This is a genomic window from Vibrio wakamikoensis (assembly GCF_050337275.1).
Classification (GTDB): domain Bacteria; phylum Pseudomonadota; class Gammaproteobacteria; order Enterobacterales; family Vibrionaceae; genus Vibrio; species Vibrio chaetopteri.
This window is the reverse complement of the sequence record NZ_JAKJST010000012.1, coordinates 305,430-323,692: the sequence shown is the minus strand read 5'-3', so window position 1 is coordinate 323,692 and position 18,263 is coordinate 305,430. Positions and strand designations below refer to the sequence as shown.

The following is an 18,263-nucleotide window of genomic DNA, read 5'->3' as shown; positions in this document are numbered from 1 at the left end:
GTTATGCTGCAACATCTTTTGTTTACATTTTATTTACAAACCATTAAATACCAATCATTCTGCCAGATCAACTTTTTACAGCACTTAAATCCAATTCAAACAACAATAAGAAATAATAACCCATACATCTTTAATTTATTAGTGTATAACACCGCTCATTGATATTGAGCACTCCAAAATATAGAACACTTCACTAGGTCAAAATTACCCTCAAAAACAGCAGGCCAGAGTTATGTATCTTTCGATGATCTTTTGCATCAACTTTCAGTACAAAGCACTAATAAAATACAGATTAACAGAGAGTTAAACCACATCAAAAATAAGGCTACTTACAAAACCAGAGACAATCCGCGCCTCTCGACTGCGTTTATCGAACTGAGTGAGCAAAATAACAACAGACAGCACAAATCTAGTGTTGATTCCTGCCCCCTAACCCCAATATATTAGGAAGCAAAGCTACATCCATTACTGATGTTGATAAGAATTGAGAAAGTGAGATAAAACTATGGCTGACACAAAACACTGTAAATTGCTGATCCTAGGTTCAGGCCCTGCTGGTTATACCGCTGCAGTTTATGCGGCTCGCGCTAACCTTGAACCTGTATTAGTTACTGGCATGCAGCAAGGTGGACAGCTTACAACAACGACAGAAGTCGAAAACTGGCCTGGTGATGCGGAAGGCCTGACCGGCCCTCTACTCATGGAGCGCATGCAAGCCCACGCAGAGAAGTTCGACACTGAAATTATCTTCGATCACATCAATAACGTGGACTTTAGCGAACGTCCTTTCAAGCTATTTGGTGACAGCCAAAGCTACACGGCAGATGCAGTTATTATCTCAACGGGTGCATCAGCGAAATATTTGGGTCTGGACTCTGAAGAAGCATTCAAAGGCCGCGGCGTATCGGCTTGCGCAACTTGCGATGGTTTCTTCTACCGCAACCAAAAAGTGGCGGTCGTTGGTGGTGGCAATACAGCCGTTGAAGAAGCTTTATATCTTTCCAATATTGCATCAGAAGTGCACTTAGTGCATCGCCGTGATAGCTTCCGCGCAGAAAAGATTTTGGTGAAGCGTTTGATGGACAAAGTCGAAAATGGCAACATCATCCTTCACACAGACCATACTCTTGAAGAAGTGGTGGGTGATGATATGGGTGTAACAGGCGTTCGTATTAAAGACACCCAATCCGATCTTGTTGAAAAGGTCGATGTCATGGGCGCATTTATTGCGATTGGTCACCAACCAAACACGGCGCTTTTTGAAGGCCAGCTAGAGATGAACAACGGTTACATCGTGGTACAATCAGGCCTCAATGGCAACGCAACCCAAACCAGTATTCCTGGCATCTATGCCGCAGGTGATGTGATGGATCATAACTACCGCCAAGCAATTACCTCAGCTGGTACTGGCTGTATGGCTGCACTTGATGCAGAGCGATTCCTAGACGCGGAAGAGTCATAAGTCGCTCTCACCTCCTATCAGCATACCAATATCGAAAATTGAAAACCCATAGGTACCCCCTCTGGGTTTCTTTTTGTATAATCGCTGGTTCTACTAATAATAATACTCATTAAGCCTTCTACATGGATAAGAAAAAACAACTGAGCTTGAATAAGTGGCTCAAACAGCAAAGTAAGCTTGCCAAGCGCTGGCTTATGATTGCAATAGGGCTCGGCGTTCTTTCAAGTCTGTTCCTTTTGGCGCAAGCTGCGCTCATCGCCACCATCCTTCATCAACTTATTATCGATCAAGTCGATAAACACGAACTGATCCCACATTTTGCCGGCCTAATGGTCGCCGTTGCTGGCCGCGCTGCTTGTGCTTGGGGCAGAGAAATTGCTGGATTCAGATGTGGTGAACAAATCCGGATTTATATTCGTCAGCTCATACTCGACAAGCTAAGACAGCTTGGTCCTAGCTACATCAAAGGTAAACCTGCAGGAACCTGGGCAACACTGGTTCTTGAACAAGTAGAAGAAATGCAAGAGTTCTTCTCTAAGTACCTTCCACAGATGTCTCTCGCAGTTGCCGTTCCCTTTATCATTTTGATCGTTGTCTTCCCAATAAACTGGGCAGCGGGGCTTATTTTCTTGGTCACGGCCCCATTAGTTCCTATGTTTATGGCGCTAGTGGGAATGAAAGCAGCGGATGCTAACCGAAAAAACTTCAAGGCTCTGCAACGCCTATCTGGTCACTTTTATGACCGCTTGCAGTCCATGACAACAATCCGCCTATTCAACCGTACTAAAGCAGAAACCGAAGTGCTGCATGGCGCTTCAGAAGTTTTTCGCAAGCGCACTATGGATGTACTGCGTCTCGCGTTCCTCTCTTCTGCCGTTCTTGAATTTTTCACCTCAATCTCTATCGCTATCACCGCTGTGTATTTTGGCTTTAGCTATATCGGTGAACTGAACTTTGGCCACTATGGTTTAGGCGTAACGCTGTTCGCGGGTCTCTTTATCTTGATCCTCGCACCTGAGTTTTATCAACCGCTACGCGATCTTGGCACCTTCTACCACGCTAAAGCCCAAGCAGTTGGTGCAGCAGAAAGCATTGTCGAGTTTCTAGAGCTTGAAGTGCCTGCACTGCCAAATGGCAACACTAAGCTTGATGCTAAACAAGCGGTGACCATTCAAGCTGAACACCTAGAAGTCTTTAGTCCAGATGGCACTAAACTTGTGGGGCCTATTTCGTTTACTCTCAATGCTAATCAGGCAACCGCATTGGTTGGGCCTAGCGGCGCAGGTAAAACTAGCCTAATCAATGCAATTTTAGGATTTTTGCCTTACCAAGGGTCACTAAAAGTCAACAACATTGAGCTTAAAGAGGTAGACCAGTCAACATGGCGTGATGCCATTAGTTGGGTCGGTCAAAACCCTATGCTGCTGCATGGTTCTATCTTAGACAACGTGACTTTGGGTAATCCAAACGTTAGCGATACTCAAGTGAATGATGCGCTTCTGGCCTCTTTCTCTGCTGAGTTTGTCGAAAAGCATGGTCTCAATTATCAGGTAACAGATCGCTCAGGTGGTCTGTCAGTTGGTCAGGCGCAACGATTGGCTCTGGCACGTGCTATGGTTCAAAACGGCCGATTCTGGTTACTTGATGAACCAACAGCAAGTCTAGATGCAAAGAGTGAACGATTAGTGACTCAAGGGCTACATGCTTCCACGGCCGGCAAAACAACCCTAATGGTTACCCACCAGCTTTCTCAACTTAAAGATGTCGATTCCATCTTAGTGATGAATCAAGGTCAAATTGAGCAGCAAGGCAACTATGATGCGCTAGCCAAACAGCCAGGGCTGTTCCAAAGCATGTTGTCGGCACACCACTCCGCCAAATCCCAAGATAAGGGGAATCTAGATGCGTGACCTACTCCCTTATTTGAAATTATATAAAAAGCACTGGTTTGGCCTATCGCTTGGCATGGTATTGGCATTTTGTACCTTGCTTGCCTCCATTGGTCTGCTAACGCTTTCTGGTTGGTTTATTTCGGCATCTGCCGTTGCTGGCCTAACCATAGCAAGAGAAACCTTCAACTACATGTTGCCTGGAGCAGGCGTTCGTGGCGCGGCAATGGCGAGAACAGCTGGTCGCTGGGGAGAGCGTGTGGTTAGCCACAACGCTACCTTTAAGCTGCTTACCGATCTGCGCATCTTTTTCTTTAAGAAACTGGCGCCACTGATCCCTGGAAAAGCGGTCAACATTCGTGACGCGGACATGCTCAACCGTTTGGTTGCCGACGTTGATGCCATGGATCATGTTTATTTGCGACTGATTAGCCCAATGGTGGTTGGCACATTTGGCATCTTGTGTTTAACCGCAGTCCTTTGCTGGTTTGACGCTGCTCTTGGTTTGACGCTGGGCGCAGTTTTGATGCTACTACTGCTCATCTGGCCAACGGTATTCTATCGACTAGGTAAGAAAAACGGTGAAGCACTGACACTAAACAAAGCCGAACTGCGCATCAAAACGCTTGATTGGCTCCAAGGTTACAGTGAGCTGACCTTATTCGGAGCAGAGTCTCGTTACCGCAACGCTATCCTTAGCGCGCAAGATGAGCTGATTAAAAACCAGTTCGTTCACGCAAAAATCTCTGGACTCGCACAGGGTCTACTAATTCTAGCGAACGGCTGGCTACTTATTCTTATGTTGTGGCTTGCCGCAGACGGTGTCGGTGGTAACCAGCCAGATCCGCTTATCGCCTTGATGGCATTCGCAACTATGGCAAGTTTTGAGCTACTGATGCCAATTGCGGGCGCATTCCAATACCTAGGACAAACCTTAACCTCGGCGAAGCGCTTGAACGAGGTCATCCTAGCCAAACCTGATGTGATCTTCCCACAGGAAGACACCGCACACAGCGATGCTTACTCAATCAAACTGAACCAAGCAAGCTTTAGCTATCCTGGTGCAAGCCAGATGGCACTGCGAGAAATTGATCTTGACGTCCCTGCGGGTCAGAAGCTTGCTGTCGTTGGACAAACGGGATCAGGCAAATCAACACTATTGCAGCTCATCACACGTTACTGGGATGTCCAAAAAGGTTCGATTGAACTCGCGGGAGAGAACATTCAATCTTGGAGTGAAGCACAGCTTCGTCAATCAACTAGCGTTGTCAGTCAGAAAGTGGACATTCTTAATGGTACGCTACGTGACAACCTCTCAATGGCAAAACCAGATGCCACTGATGAAGAGTTAACCGCTGCGCTCGTCAACGTCGATCTTGGACATCTAACGGAAGAAACAGGCTTAGACGCTTGGCTGGGTGAAGGCGGTCGTCAGCTATCAGGTGGTGAAAAGCGACGTGTCGGTATTGCACGTGCCCTACTGCATGATGCCCCTATACTGCTATTGGATGAGCCAACGGAAGGTCTAGATAAAAAGACCGAGCAACAGATCATGGCACTGTTTGAGACTCAGTTTATCGGCAAAACCGTGGTATTTATCACTCACCGATTAGTGAGCCTAGAGTCATTCGACCAAGTCTGTTTGCTTGAAGATGGCGAGGTACTTGAACTTGGTCATCATGATGAGCTTCTCAGCCGTAAAGGTCGCTATTTCGAGCTGCATCAGACATTGTAATCCTTGAAAACGTAGCAACCCTTTAGGCTCGCTATCTAGCATGAATAAAAAAGCCCTGCACAGTTAGTTGTCCAGGGCTTTTGTTTATCTACCCGATAGAGCCTAATGTTCTCCCTCTTGTTCAAGCACAACTTCGTGAACCTTGACTTGAGTAATTCGGTTATTTTTAACCGACATCACTTCAAACACGAATCGTTGATAGTAAATCGCTTCACCTTCCTCAGGAAGACGACCCGAAAGCCAAGTGAGAAACCCATTTAGTGTCTGGAAGCCTTCACTGCCCTCTCCTTCGAGTTCACTAATGTTCAGCTTGCTTTTGAAAACAGCGATTGGGATGAGGCCGTCTAGTTGCCAACTGCCATCTTTGCATTTTCGTGCCCAAATATGCTGTGTCGTCATGGCTAATTCACCGGCAATCGAGGTGAGCAAATCGTGATGCGTCACAAGCCCCTGAATGTCACCATACTCATCCACAAGGAACGTCATTTCACAGCTCGTCTGCTGCATATAGCTTAGCAGTGACAGCCCTTTCATAGATTCAGGTACAAACCTTGGCTTACGCAATAGTTTGACCAAACGTCCAATCGACAGTTCACTGTACTCATCGAGCAATACTTTTGATGAGATAGTACCAATCAAATTGTCCAAACCACCCCGACAGACAGGCCAAACTGAATGTTTCGTTTGACGAAGATCTTTGAGGATTTCAGCAAGTGGTTGGTCGATGTCTAGATAGTGAATGTCACATCGCGGCGTCATCAATGAGGTTACAAAGCGGTCATTCAGTTGCAGCAAGTTGGCTATCATCTCCTGCTCTTGGTGTTCAATCACCCCGCTTTCAGAGCCTTCTTTGACCAAGGCTACAATGTCCTCCTCTGTGACAGCGTCACTATTATTATTATTTTGACCCAACAGTTTTAACATCAAATTAGTCGACAGCGTCAACAGCAACACAAATGGTTTGGTCGCTATAGACAACCAATGGATTGGGTACGCAACAACCAACGCAATACGCTCTGCATTATTTTGCGCTATTCGTTTTGGCACCAACTCACCAACGACAATCGCAAAATAGGTGATGACCAATACCACGCCCGTCGTCGCAAGCAAACTTGCTAACTCTGGTTCCACTCCGATACTGACCAACCAATGCATGATGGGTGCAGAAAGCACAGCTTCCCCCCAAATACCGCTGAGAATACCAATGGCAGTAATACCAATTTGTATCGTGGAGAGAAAAATCGTCGGATCATCTTTGAGCTTTAGCGCCACCCGCGCCGCACCATGATGATCGGCTAGCATTCGCAGTCGGCTGCCTTTAGCCGCCACCAGCGCTATTTCCGACATCGCAAACAAACCGTTGAGTGCTATTAAGCCGAAAAGAATTAATATATCCATAATGTGTTATCACTGTGAATGTGTACTAAGAATATGAATAGTCGCATGTTCCGTGACCAAGCGGTTATTGGATATTTTATGGTAAAGATAGAAGAAGATTGTTGAATGAGATCGAAAAAGCCGCGTAATGAACGCGGCTTTTGATTAACAAATGAAGGTAAATACGAGCAATTAAGCGTATTGCTGTTCGAACTCTTTCATAAAGTCGACGAGTGCTTGCACACCTTCTAGCGGCATCGCGTTGTAAATAGATGCACGCATACCACCAACTGCACGGTGCCCTTTGAGCGCACGCAGACCACATTCATCAGCCAATTCTAGGAACTTTTCGTCAAGCTCAGGTTTCGCCAATTGGAATGGCACATTCATGAGTGAACGGTTGTCGCTGTGTACTTGGTTCTTGTAAAACGGCGACGCATCGATGTAATCGTAAAGAATGGCTGCTTTTTCACGGTTAATACGCTCGATAGCTTGAACACCACCCAGCTCTTTCAACCACTTGAAGACCAAACCAGATAAATACCATGCAAACGTTGGAGGCGTGTTATACATCGACTCTTTTTCAGCGAGAACTTTGTAGTTCAGGAACGTTGGTAGTACGTCGCTTGCAAGCTCAAGCAAATCGTCACGTACGATGGCAATACAAATACCGGCAGGACCAATGTTCTTTTGAGCGCCCGCATAAATGACACCATACTGACTCACATCGATTTCGCGCGACAAAATGGTCGAAGACATATCAGCAACGATTGGTAAATCGGTTTGCGGCAGTTCATTAATTTCGATGCCATCGATGGTCTCATTTGGACAGAAATGGACGTAAGCCGATTCCGGGTCAATCACCCATTCACTCACTGGCTGTACTGCGGTTTTACCGTCAATCTCAGTTTTCGCCTGATGTACGATAGGTGTACAGTATTTTTGCGCTTCTTCTACCGCACTTTGTGCCCAGTAGCCTGCGTCGATGTACGTCGCCTTTCGCTTACCGCCAAGCAGGTTGAGTGGTACCGCTGAGAATTGAGCACGAGCACCACCCTGACAGAACAGTACTTTGTAATTTGAAGGGATATTTAGCAGATCTCTTAAATCTTGTTCCGCCTCTTCTGCAACCTGAATAAACGGCTTACTTCGGTGGCTGATCTCCATAACCGACGTACCCAAGTCGTTCCAATCAAGCAGCTCCGATTGCGCTTTTTTTAATACATCTCGCGGCAACCCAGCTGGTCCTGCGCTGAAATTGAATACGTTCTCTGACATCGGCTCCATGACCCCATTACTCCTAACAAAATACTTAATCGAGCCACAAGTAATATCACGTTTTCAAAGAGATAAAAAGCAAGAAAAGAGGCACATGGCCTCTTTTCTTTTGACGGGTGAAAAATTACGCTAATCGCGTTTATTGTCCCATCGGCTGTCCCATGAGCAAGGGCAGGAATAATGCAATCAACGGAATACGTTGACCGTTAGCAAACACCAACTGACCCGCTTCAATATTGGCATCCAACTGGTAGCCCGCTTCTTTTTGCTGAACCATATCCATCACCACCAGCTCATCAACCCCCTGAGCCAACATCGGATGAGCATTAATCATACCTTGTGACATGTACGCATTCATGTTGCCCTGGATAGCCGGCATCACAACACTTGGGTCACGAGACACGTTGTCTGTCCCTTCTGGTACTTCTAATAGCCACTTAGATTTGAACTCTTCTTCTGCTATTTTAAAGTGCATGTCATTCATCGACACTTGGAAGCCACGAGCGAACAGTGTCTCGATTAATGGTGCTAGAACATTGATATCCGCTTGTGCCATTGACGGGTTCGATTGATACACATCCACCAAGCCTTCAAATGACGCTCGATCTAAGGAATTGAGAGCAAAATCGATATTCAGATCGCTGAGCTCTCCACCTTCAGGGTAAGTTAGCTGAGCCAAATCAAAAATATGCTGTGTATCAATGCGATCCGTTTCAGTATTGAGAGACGATTTGAAGGTGTACCCCATAGAATCGATATCAAACAGACTTTGGTGGTTCTGATCCAAAATGGTAAAGTGCTTCATCGATGCACTTTGCTCACCCAGCCAAAAGCCGTTTTCTTTCACTCCCACGCCGTTACCCACAACATCTGTAATGCGTAGCTGCTCTCCATTCTCAAAATCGAGTTGAATCGAAGGAACATTGGCTTGGAAGGTCATCTTGCCAAGTACTGTAGCAGTACCTGTGATCACAGACGGAGAAATCGACATGCTAACCGTTTGCTGCTCGTTGCCTTGGTAACTCCAGCTGTCCAGTGTCATCTCAAACTCGGTGTTGCCATTGAGCTGAGTCACCGTCTTCATTTGTAGCGGAAAATCAGGGAAATTTGCCAATACTGAGTTTGCCGAAAGGCTGAACAATCCATGGCTAATATCGCTTTTCACAACAAGCTCAGTCGGCAAGCCATCGACTTCTAGCTGCTCCTTTAACACAGGATCTTGTACCTGGTAGCGCGTTTCTACTACTGATGACAAATAGCTGCGATCGTAGGAGACAATCTCGGCGCTCACGCCTTCATTGTTTAGCTGAGTAACGCCGTCTTCAACGACTTTTTGTCCTATGTGCCCGACCGCTAAAGGCCAGCACAATACCAAGGTTACAGCGCCGCCAATAGCGCCATACTTCTTTAGTTGATTCATAGAGATAACTTAAACAGTTTGTGAAGTGTATTTCATTCAGTCTAACTCAACTCGCTAGGATCTCCAATCTCATACCTACTTCTCATAACCCTCTGCTTTTTATTGATATATTAAAATCAATCATGACTGATGAGATAAGCTGAGCAATGACGCAAAACAATCGATACGCAGTACTGTGTTTAGATAGCGATTTCGCTAATCTCGACAAGCTGGATACCGAGCTATCTTTGTACCAATCGCATTTCGACATCCATTTGGCGACCTCGATTTCCGAGGGGCACGATCTCGTGCAGCAAATCGGCCGGCAAGGGCAGCACCTTGCAATGGTCATCGCACGCCACAGTCGTCTTTTTGATGGTGGGGAGTTCCTGATTCAGTTGGAGCAATCCGCTCACGCACAGTCGGCGCGGAAAATACTCATCAGCAAAACCGACTCTATCGATATTCAAGCTATCTTAAACGCAGTGAACGAAGGCCGGCTAGATCACTGCCTAACCTACCCTATCGAACAAGTAAGTTTGCACAAGACGGTGGTCAAAGAGCTCACGAAATATGTCGTACACCATGAGAAAGACCAACTTCTTGATTTTGGAAAAGTCCTTGATCAGCAAAAGATCCTGCGCGCTCATATTGAAAATAAAATGCACTCTTATCGTGCCAGCTTTATTCACGACTTTCATGAGCTGTCTGACAACGAGCTCGCTGTACAAGTCATCGAAGCGCTATTGGCATTTTTTGCTGAAAAAGACGAAACACGCGCGGTTAGGCAATATTCAGCAGAACACCTTCTTACCGCCGAAGGACAATCGAACCAATTCTTGTGGTTTATTGTTGAAGGACACGTTGCTTTATATAAGAAAGACGATATCGGCCAACAGCGAGAGGTGGTAAGACATAGCAGAGGTGGCATAGTTGGCGGAATGTCATTTGTTACTGGCGAGCAATCTTTCTCCACTGCAATGACGTTAACCCCAACTAAAGTAGTGAAGCTCGACCGAACCGTATTCACTCAGGTAATGCACTCTAATACCGACCTATTGCCCCTATTCACCAACTTGTTGCTGCGCCACTTCAACCGCCGCCTACAAAGAAGCATTAATACCAAACTCGAGCTCCAGAAAACGTTGGAGTCATTGGAGTCGGCACACCAGCAACTCATCGAACAGGAGAAAATGGCCATGCTAGGCCAACTCGTCGCAGGCGTTGCCCACGAGCTCAATAACCCTGTGTCTGCAATTTTGCGCGGCGGTGAAACCTTATCAATAAAAGTCGATGAGATACTCAACACCAAACATGAAGACAATACATTTGATATTGGCCTTGAGGTACTCAAACAGTCCAGACACTCTTCACCGCTTTCGACCTCAGAGCTCAGACTGCGCTCAAAAGAGCTAAACGAACGAATTGGCGATAGACGCATAGCAAAGCGTCTTGTGAACCTCGACCTTCACGACAACGATGCGCTGCTCAAGCAAGCCATAACGAACCCAGCGAAGCTTGCCGAGACTCTTAGCAAGCTAGAACGTTTTCAAGCTACCGGCACCACGCTGCGATCCATTCAAGTTTGTGCTCAGCGCATCGCTGATATGGTCAAAAGCCTCAAAGGATATTCGAGACAAGATAATGAATCTTACGAGCGAGTCGATTTACATGAAGGCATTGAAGATACGTTAGTTATCTTTGAAAACCGTCTCAAGCGCCACAGCCTAATTAAAGAGTACGGATCGCTACCTGAGATATTTTGTAAGCCCATCACTTTGCAGCAAGTATGGACCAACCTCATATCCAATGCGCTCGATGCTCTACCCGAGAAAGGCGAACTCACGATACGCAGCAGTCAAGTTTCTCGAGATGATGTTTTTTACAACTGCTTTGAGTTCATTGACAACGGCTGCGGGATCCCTCAGGCACAGCTCGAGCGTATTTTTGAACTTAACTACACCACCAAGCGTGAAGGTAACTTCGGTTTAGGGATTGGGCTGTCCATCTGTCAGCAAATATTGGCTCAACATCAAGGATGGATTGAAGCGACATCAGAAGTTGGCAAATACACCAATATGGCCGTGTACATACCTGTCACACAACAGAAACTAACCAAGGAGCACCACTATGACTGAATATCTAATTTTATGTGTCGATGATGAGCGCGAAGTACTCGATAGTGTGTTGCAGGATTTGGATGATTTCGAAGAGCACTTTATCGTTGAAGGCGCTGAATCTGTCGACGAAGCGAGAGAAGTGATCGCCGAACATACTCGTGATGGGGCTAGATTAGCGTTAATTCTCTGCGACCATATCATGCCAGAGCAAACTGGCGTCAGTTTCCTTATTGAACTCAGTGAAGATGAACACGCTAAGTCCTGTAAAAAAGTGCTCCTTACCGGACAGGCTGGCCATGAAGATACTATTGAGGCAGTGAATCATGCTTGTCTGGACTTTTATATCAGTAAACCATGGAAAGGCGATGAACTACGAGCAGTAGTAAAGCAGCAGCTTACGGACTATATGATTGCTAATACTCAAGACTTAATGCCTTGGGCAAGAGTGCTGGATACAGAACGAATATTCAATGCGATCTCAGACAATCGCATCAACTTTGGCGAGTAGAGACTGTTATTGTCACATTAGTCAAATAAATCGCCACGACTTAGGGAGTTATGCGTTTGATAGCTCCCTTTTTTATTACCATTTCCTTACACAAAGCCCCATTATTGGTTGAAATATGTATGACATTGTCAATTTTTGAGGTTTTGCCCCCGTTAGAAGCACTTTTTGTTGGAGCAGTAAGGGGAATTTGATTTATCATAGCGGGATACTTTAAGTTGCCATAAGCATCTAGCGACGTGCACTCTTATGGTCATGGAATTAAGTTCAAACAAAAAGGTTTAGAGACACTATGCGCAAAACTCTATTAGCTGCTCTGATGGTTATCGCTTCGCAGCAAGCATTCGCAAACCAAGAAGAGCAACGAGCTACGATGAGTAACTTCAGCTACGACTACGCAGAAGCTCGAATTGGTGCAAGCCCAATGACGTTTGGTGCGGCTATCAGTAAGTCGATTCACCCAAATGCTCATATCGTTGGTAGCATCGATTCTAAATTTGAAGGCGACTACGACTTCTCTGGTGGTGTTGGTTTCCATGCTCCAGTCAACAACTGGGCGGACTTCACTGGTGAAATGCTAGCGCACATCCACGACAGTGGCGATCACCACAAAACTGACACCGGTATGGAAGTTAACTTGGGTGTACGTCAATGGCTTGGTCCACAGCTGGAAATCGGCGGTAAAGCGGGTTACTTAAACGTTGGTGACAAAGATCGTTGGATGGGTTCTGTATACGGCCGTTTCCACTCTACCGAGCTATTCTCTCTAGGTCTTGAAGGTCGCATTAACCACATCTACGGTGACCAGCTAATGTTTACAGCGCGCTTCGCGTTCTAATATTATTTACTGGCTTAGCGATGAAAAAAGAGGCCGCTGTTTTAACAACACGGCCTCTTTTTGTATCAATCCCTTTCTATTTCAATCATTAGGCTACAGCAATCACTGTTCTATTTGTGAACAATGCTCCAATAAACGTTGCTTCATTGGATCTTGGATTAACTTCCAATGTACCCCATCTACTGCACCGGCGAACTTCCACAACAACTTAACATCGACATCGTTGCCATAAGTGCGCTTCACTCGATTAAACACTCTTGGTGCTCCTAGCTCCAAAAATGTTTTTACATCTTTAATACCCGACTTCTTGACCATGCGCTCTAACGTGAGTTGCATGTTTGGCAAATCTCGCAAACGGCGATTCTCGACCGCGTTCTTACTGCAATGCTGATCAACTGAGTTATCGATTGAGTTTTGAACTAAATCCTTAAGCTCAGGAGCTTGCTGTTCAAATAAGTGGGTTATGTCGTAATAGTTTACCGTCGCAGTTGATTGTTTTTTCACATGACGAAATTTCTCGCATTGTAGACCATGAAGTTTAGAGTCTAAGCCCTTTCCTCCACGGATAAACACTTTACTGTTACTAATCAATGCGTACATGGCGCCGTCCTTGAAGAGCCCAGTGCCACCAAACATCGAACGTTTTTGCGATTCGCCAAATTGAGTCGTGTAGTTGTAAAAAGATTGCTCTATCATTTCCTTTGATCCTTAATCTTTACCCCGATTAATCGATCACCAGAAATAGCAGCTAAAAAAATCAAATTTGTTATCAGCTCGGTCAATCTATAGTGGTATAAAATGCCGGGCTTTTTTATATGTTTTTATAATAGTTCACATTGCAAATTAAGTCTGGCTCAATGTCACAGTTGTGCGAGTTATCCAAAAAACATTTGCGAGTCACTTCACAAAGTAGCACTATACACAACCAATTGCACTAGCGTATGCAATTGAATGATGTTCTAAACAGCAAACGATTCAACTGCACCAATTTAAATCACTAATCTTATTGTCAATTGCAGACCGGCGCAGGTACACTGACTCCATCGCTTAACCTCTCGAATATTTATGAACCACTTATCTTTTTATTGGCTACCAGAGAACCAACAGCTGTTCATCGAAAGCCTCGAAACGGAATTTGCAGACTTAGTCGAGCAATCTATCAATACTGGGAAAATCACTCTCCCACCCATCTCTGAAGTCGTACTAAAGATACAAGCTCTTTGTAACGATGAATCCACAGGTGTTGCTGACATAGCGGAGTGCCTACTAGAAGACCCTGGACTTGCAGCAACCGTTCTTAAAGTTGCCAACTCAGTCATATTTAATCGCCGTAATATCACTTGTAATGACCTCAATACGGCGGTCTCAAGATTGGGTATCTACCGCGTTCGCGATATTGTGACCGCTCAATCCATCGAACTACTTAAGCATTCTGTTCACTTAACAGATGAATGCCACGAAGTATTGGTCAATAGTGCGAAGGTGTCGCGCGAGTTGGCGGCTGTGATGGTGTTGGTAACACGAAAATTTCATGAGATTTCTAACGAACAGTATGCGCACCTAGAGCAAGATAAATCTTTATTGGTCGGCTTCCTCGCGGATATCGGCCTATTTTGCTTAGTCAACGAGTACCACCTCTATATAGAAAAGGGCAACTACTTAAACCCTGATCTTGCTATGCAGATTTTTCAATCACGCTGCTCACTAACAAGTGAACAGGTTCTTGATACTTGGGGATTCGACTGCGACTTTATCGAAGTTGCTTCCAATCGAGTTAAGCATATAGAGCGCCCAGAAGTGTCGTATCTCGACGTTGCTCGCATTGCCAACCATATTTTACTGTTCCGCAGACAAGATCACGATGCGTTAGAAGAGCACGAAGTGGAGATTAATGTAGATGGTGCAGACGTGATGTATCAATTAACGTCATTAAGCGAGCAAGATTTTCAGGACAAAATTGCTGAAGTCATCCACTCCACTGGTATGTAGTTCAGCCACTCGGCGTTTCTACCAATAGGTATGTCAACAATTAGCCAGTAGCGGCAATCATTAAGGATAACAAAAGAGGCTCAACGCGATGTTTTCAGGGATGTTGTTTATTTTTACGCCGCTATGTATTGGCTACCTATTTCCTATTTCTAATACCAAAAAACTCGACGTCATCAACCGAGCCACTTCATGGCTGATTTATGTCATCTTATTTTTAATGGGGCTAAGTCTCGCCGCGCTCGATAACTTTGGTAGTCACTTTAAAACCATCATCACGGTTACCGCGACGTTCTTTATCGTGATTGGTGGTTGTAATCTCCTTTGCCTTCCTCTCATTGACAAACTCATGCCATTGAAAACGGAACAGCTAAAAAATCAACTGCCACTCTCTTCAATGGCAATGGAATCACTCAAGCTAATAGCTGTCGTCGGTTCTGGGTTGGTGCTCGGGCTGCTACTTCCCATTGGGCTTGGCTGGGTAGAGACCGCCAGCGAATGGATATTGATCATCCTTCTATTCTTTATTGGCATTCAACTTCGCAACAGCGGATTGACGCTCAAACAGATTTTGGTCAACAAGCAAGGAATGACCATTGCAGCCGTCATCGTGGCAAGCTCGATGGTTGGCGGCATTATCGGCGCACTTATTCTTGATATCTCTCCATATAAAGGCCTAGCCATCGCATCCGGTTTTGGGTGGTATTCGCTCGCAGGCATATTGATTGGTGATGCATTCGGCCCTGTTTACGGCGGTGCTTCATTTATGATTGAGCTACTACGGGAACTTGTCGCACTGATTATGATACCTATGTTGATAGGCAAACGTCCCTGTACCGCCATTGGTTATGCAGGCGCAACCGCGATGGACTTTACTCTACCCATCATTCAAAGCAGCGGCGGTGTAAGATGTGTACCCGTTGCCATCGTCAGTGGCTTCATTTTGAGCTTATTGGTGCCCGTTTTGATGCTGTTTTTTGTTTCTCTTGCAGGGTAGGTCTCAGGAAAAGCCTATCTATTCCTGTATTCTTGCTTGCAAACATCTCCCAGGCAGCCGCTAATTTTGCCCTGCTTGGGTATAATTATAAGAACCCACGCTCGTTAGCCCACCAAAGGATTAGAATAATGAAAAAATGGCTCACTGCTGCCGCACTGATTAGCACTTCATTTGGCGCAATGTCTGCGGATGCGACACAGTGCTACACCAATAAGTATGATGCTTATATCGACGCTTCCATTCAGTGGTACCAGGACTTAGCACAAATGACCACTAGCGAATACCCTGAGCTTGATGAAGTAAGCCAGTGGTTTTTAGAAGGCCGAAAGCATCACTTTGAACTGAATCGAGAAGCTGTTCACTACTACTTAAGCAATGAACCAGCGAAAGTGGCCACTGAGCAATCTGTAGAAACTTGGCTTCAGCTTGAGCAGCAAGACGTTAAAACACTGTCACAACGTAATGACAAGCTAGGACAGATGGCAGCTAAGAGCTTCGCCGATCGTCAAGCCGCACCTCACCCACAGAATTATGAGCTACGCAGCGCGTTTGCCGATTTGCTTAGCCACCCAAAGAAAATCGAAACTGCGCTTAATCGCTATAATCAATCGATTCAAAAAGTGGAAACGATTGACTGCAAGTAATAAGCTATCAATAGGTCAACGCTATTGATTCATCGATAGCCGAGACAACGTATAACTTTTCGCACCAAGCTGGCTGTTACGCCAGCTTTTTGCATTGTAAGTAACCAAATGGTGTAACAATGCCCTGTGGCACGGCAAAAAATCGGCATAACAGGACTTTTTTGCGAGACATTCACGCCCATTTGGTTTAGATTGTGCCGCTTGCAGTAACGGAATAATAGTAGATAACGATATGGTATCTGAGCAAAAAATTGCTGATGTCAGCTTTGAGAGCCTCCTTCGAATATTCACTATCCCAGAAGGACCTGACTCTACGCTTACCCAAATTGAAGAAAGTTTATCCAAAAACTTGAACCAGTTTTTGCGAGAGCATATTGTTGCTGAAGAAAAACCCCTTCACGAAATAGAAAAAGACTTCTCTAGTGCCGCTATTCCAGAACAACCAGAGTTCGTGTCGGCGCATACTGAACATCTATTAGATACCCTGGTTTCGCACTCAGTACACACCTCTTCTCCAAGCTTCATTGGTCATATGACTTCAGCACTACCCTACTTTTTGATGCCACTATCAAAAATCATGATCGCGCTGAACCAGAACTTGGTGAAAATCGAAACATCAAAAGCTTTCACTCCACTTGAACGTCAAGTCCTCGGTATGCTTCACAAGCTGATCTATTCCGAGTCGGAGCCTTTCTACAATAAGTGGATGCACAGCTCAGAACATTCCTTAGGTGCATTTTGCTCTGGTGGCACCATTGCCAACATAACGGCACTTTGGGTCGCACGTAATCGTGCTCTAAAAGCGGATGGCGATTTCCAAGGGGTAGAGAAACAAGGCCTGTTCAAAGCCATGAAACACTACGGCTATGAAGGACTCGCCATTTTAGTCTCTGAACGTGGTCACTATTCGCTAAAAAAAGCGGCTGATTTGCTCGGCATCGGACAGCAAGGTCTCGTTGCCGTTAAAACTGATGAATACAACCGCATTTGCCCAGAAGATCTCAAGCATAAATTTGCCGAGCTCAAACAGCAAAGCATTCACCCATTTGCTGTTATCGGTGTAGCCGGAACAACAGAAACAGGCAATGTTGACCCACTGCGTGAAATCGCTGCGATTTGCGCTGAAGAATCTTGTCATTTCCATGTTGATGCCGCTTGGGGTGGTGCGACACTTATGTCTGATAGATACCGCACTATATTAGACGGCATTGAACTCGCAGACTCTGTGACTATCGATGCGCACAAGCAGCTCTACATCCCTATGGGTGCGGGCATGGTACTGTTCAAAGATCCACAAGCAATGAAGAGCATTCAACACCATGCTCAGTATATTTTGCGTAAAGGTTCGAAAGACTTAGGGCGTCATACTCTTGAAGGATCACGCTCAGGAATGGCGATGTTGGTGTATGCTGCAATGCACATCATTAGTAGGCCCGGTTATGAGTTATTGATCAACCAAAGTATCGAAAAAGCCCGCTACTTTGCCGAGCTAATCGACAAACAAAGTGATTTTGAACTCGTTAGTAAACCTGAGTTATGTTTGCTTACGTACCGCTATGTTCCGGAAAACGTTAAGCTAGCACTGGAAATGGCTTCAGAACGTGACCGAGATGAGCTGCATGATCTGCTTAACCAACTCACCAAGTTTGTTCAGAAAAAACAACGTGAAACTGGCTTATCTTTCGTTTCTCGTACTCAACTAAACCCGATACGTTGGTCTGGTCGCGATACCATTGTGTTCCGAGTTGTACTGGCAAACCCATTAACCTCGACAGAAGTGCTAAGCAATGTGCTCGACGAGCAGCGAGAAATCGCTCAGTCCGCAACAGCATTAATGTCCGCCCTCAACGCGTTAGCCAATAAAATTTGCGACTAACCTTTCTCGTTCTCGGTTATATGAAATCACTATCACTCTCACACTTATGAAACTTTCTTTCTGTTTTGTGGGAGTGATACGGTAAAATTGCGCTAGAAACTGGCAATAAGTGAGCGTTTTTCACTCAATTGTTTTTTTCTTCCAGTTTTTTGTTTGA

The 18,263-nt window shown here is 45.4% G+C and carries 14 protein-coding genes; 10 read left to right on the top strand and 4 right to left on the bottom strand.

Annotation, left to right across the window (positions count from 1 at the left end):
* The first annotated feature begins 505 nt into the window (after positions 1–505).
* The 3 genes from trxB (at position 506) to cydC (ending at position 5,086) form a co-directional block, all read left to right on the top strand.
* The gene (trxB, locus tag L4C42_RS02170) at positions 506–1,462 is read left to right on the top strand and encodes a thioredoxin-disulfide reductase (protein WP_429759137.1); all 957 of its coding nucleotides are present in this window, start codon (positions 506–508) and stop codon (positions 1,460–1,462) included.
* A gap of 122 nt (positions 1,463–1,584) precedes the next feature.
* A complete protein-coding gene (cydD, locus tag L4C42_RS02165) occupies positions 1,585–3,372 on the top strand; it encodes a heme ABC transporter permease/ATP-binding protein CydD (RefSeq protein ID WP_429759135.1) in 1,788 nt (595 codons plus the stop codon).
* A complete protein-coding gene (gene cydC / locus L4C42_RS02160) occupies positions 3,365–5,086 on the top strand; it encodes a heme ABC transporter ATP-binding protein/permease CydC (RefSeq protein WP_429759133.1) in 1,722 nt (573 codons plus the stop codon). The genes cydD and cydC overlap by 8 nt, the downstream gene beginning before the upstream one ends.
* A 102-nt stretch (positions 5,087–5,188) precedes the next feature.
* Here the strand turns inward: cydC and L4C42_RS02155 are convergent, their stop codons facing one another.
* The 3 genes from L4C42_RS02155 to L4C42_RS02145 all read right to left on the bottom strand — a co-directional run bounded on the left by L4C42_RS02155 (position 5,189) and on the right by L4C42_RS02145 (position 9,161).
* Positions 5,189–6,484, bottom strand: a complete 1,296-nt coding sequence (locus L4C42_RS02155) for a hemolysin family protein (RefSeq protein ID WP_429759131.1) — start codon at positions 6,482–6,484, stop codon at positions 5,189–5,191.
* A gap of 171 nt (positions 6,485–6,655) precedes the next feature.
* On the bottom strand, positions 6,656–7,750 hold the full coding sequence (gene serC / locus L4C42_RS02150; RefSeq protein WP_429759129.1) for a 3-phosphoserine/phosphohydroxythreonine transaminase: 1,095 nt from the start codon (positions 7,748–7,750) through the stop codon (positions 6,656–6,658).
* A 130-nt stretch (positions 7,751–7,880) separates the two neighbouring features.
* The gene (locus L4C42_RS02145) at positions 7,881–9,161 is read right to left on the bottom strand and encodes a DUF945 family protein (RefSeq protein WP_353498599.1); all 1,281 of its coding nucleotides are present in this window, start codon (positions 9,159–9,161) and stop codon (positions 7,881–7,883) included.
* Positions 9,162–9,307: 146 nt separating this feature from the next.
* Between L4C42_RS02145 and L4C42_RS02140 the strand changes: the two genes are divergently transcribed.
* The 3 genes from L4C42_RS02140 to L4C42_RS02130 all read left to right on the top strand — a co-directional run bounded on the left by L4C42_RS02140 (position 9,308) and on the right by L4C42_RS02130 (position 12,603).
* Positions 9,308–11,278: an ATP-binding protein gene (locus tag L4C42_RS02140; protein ID WP_418641464.1), complete on the top strand. Its 1,971-nt coding sequence runs from the start codon at positions 9,308–9,310 to the stop codon at positions 11,276–11,278.
* Complete coding sequence (locus tag L4C42_RS02135; protein WP_418641465.1) at positions 11,271–11,768, top strand: response regulator; 498 nt, start codon at positions 11,271–11,273, stop codon at positions 11,766–11,768. The genes L4C42_RS02140 and L4C42_RS02135 overlap by 8 nt, the downstream gene beginning before the upstream one ends.
* Before the next feature lie 289 nt (positions 11,769–12,057).
* Positions 12,058–12,603: a hypothetical protein gene (locus L4C42_RS02130; RefSeq protein ID WP_353498596.1), complete on the top strand. Its 546-nt coding sequence runs from the start codon at positions 12,058–12,060 to the stop codon at positions 12,601–12,603.
* A 102-nt stretch (positions 12,604–12,705) separates the two neighbouring features.
* On the opposite strand, the gene L4C42_RS02125 is transcribed toward L4C42_RS02130, so the two are convergent.
* Entirely contained in the window at positions 12,706–13,299 is a 594-nt protein-coding gene (locus tag L4C42_RS02125) for a TfoX/Sxy family DNA transformation protein (RefSeq protein ID WP_353498595.1), read from the bottom strand.
* Between the two features lie 369 nt (positions 13,300–13,668).
* Here L4C42_RS02125 and L4C42_RS02120 point away from each other — a divergent pair, with 369 nt between their 5' ends.
* The 4 genes from L4C42_RS02120 (at position 13,669) to panP (ending at position 18,106) form a co-directional block, all read left to right on the top strand.
* Positions 13,669–14,592, top strand: coding sequence for an HDOD domain-containing protein (locus tag L4C42_RS02120; protein WP_429759126.1), 924 nt, complete (start codon positions 13,669–13,671; stop codon positions 14,590–14,592).
* An 88-nt stretch (positions 14,593–14,680) separates the two neighbouring features.
* Positions 14,681–15,586: a LysO family transporter gene (locus L4C42_RS02115; protein WP_353498593.1), complete on the top strand. Its 906-nt coding sequence runs from the start codon at positions 14,681–14,683 to the stop codon at positions 15,584–15,586.
* Positions 15,587–15,714: 128 nt separating this feature from the next.
* A complete protein-coding gene (locus L4C42_RS02110; RefSeq protein WP_353498592.1) occupies positions 15,715–16,230 on the top strand; it encodes a hypothetical protein in 516 nt (171 codons plus the stop codon).
* A 232-nt stretch (positions 16,231–16,462) separates the two neighbouring features.
* Complete coding sequence (gene panP, locus L4C42_RS02105; RefSeq protein ID WP_429759123.1) at positions 16,463–18,106, top strand: pyridoxal-dependent aspartate 1-decarboxylase PanP; 1,644 nt, start codon at positions 16,463–16,465, stop codon at positions 18,104–18,106.
* The last annotated feature ends 157 nt before the right edge of the window (positions 18,107–18,263 follow it).

What these genes read in the sequence shown, in the direction of transcription:
- trxB (WP_429759137.1), top strand. Translation starts at nt 506, where the DNA reads ATGGCTGACACAAAACACTGTAAATTGCTGATCCTAGGTTCAGGCCCT.
- cydD (WP_429759135.1), top strand. Translation starts at nt 1,585, where the DNA reads ATGGATAAGAAAAAACAACTGAGCTTGAATAAGTGGCTCAAACAGCAA.
- cydC (WP_429759133.1), top strand. Translation starts at nt 3,365, where the DNA reads ATGCGTGACCTACTCCCTTATTTGAAATTATATAAAAAGCACTGGTTT.
- L4C42_RS02155 (WP_429759131.1), bottom strand. Translation starts at nt 6,484, where the DNA reads ATGGATATATTAATTCTTTTCGGCTTAATAGCACTCAACGGTTTGTTT.
- serC (WP_429759129.1), bottom strand. Translation starts at nt 7,750, where the DNA reads ATGGAGCCGATGTCAGAGAACGTATTCAATTTCAGCGCAGGACCAGCT.
- L4C42_RS02145 (WP_353498599.1), bottom strand. Translation starts at nt 9,161, where the DNA reads ATGAATCAACTAAAGAAGTATGGCGCTATTGGCGGCGCTGTAACCTTG.
- L4C42_RS02140 (WP_418641464.1), top strand. Translation starts at nt 9,308, where the DNA reads ATGACGCAAAACAATCGATACGCAGTACTGTGTTTAGATAGCGATTTC.
- L4C42_RS02135 (WP_418641465.1), top strand. Translation starts at nt 11,271, where the DNA reads ATGACTGAATATCTAATTTTATGTGTCGATGATGAGCGCGAAGTACTC.
- L4C42_RS02130 (WP_353498596.1), top strand. Translation starts at nt 12,058, where the DNA reads ATGCGCAAAACTCTATTAGCTGCTCTGATGGTTATCGCTTCGCAGCAA.
- L4C42_RS02125 (WP_353498595.1), bottom strand. Translation starts at nt 13,299, where the DNA reads ATGATAGAGCAATCTTTTTACAACTACACGACTCAATTTGGCGAATCG.
- L4C42_RS02120 (WP_429759126.1), top strand. Translation starts at nt 13,669, where the DNA reads ATGAACCACTTATCTTTTTATTGGCTACCAGAGAACCAACAGCTGTTC.
- L4C42_RS02115 (WP_353498593.1), top strand. Translation starts at nt 14,681, where the DNA reads ATGTTTTCAGGGATGTTGTTTATTTTTACGCCGCTATGTATTGGCTAC.
- L4C42_RS02110 (WP_353498592.1), top strand. Translation starts at nt 15,715, where the DNA reads ATGAAAAAATGGCTCACTGCTGCCGCACTGATTAGCACTTCATTTGGC.
- panP (WP_429759123.1), top strand. Translation starts at nt 16,463, where the DNA reads ATGGTATCTGAGCAAAAAATTGCTGATGTCAGCTTTGAGAGCCTCCTT.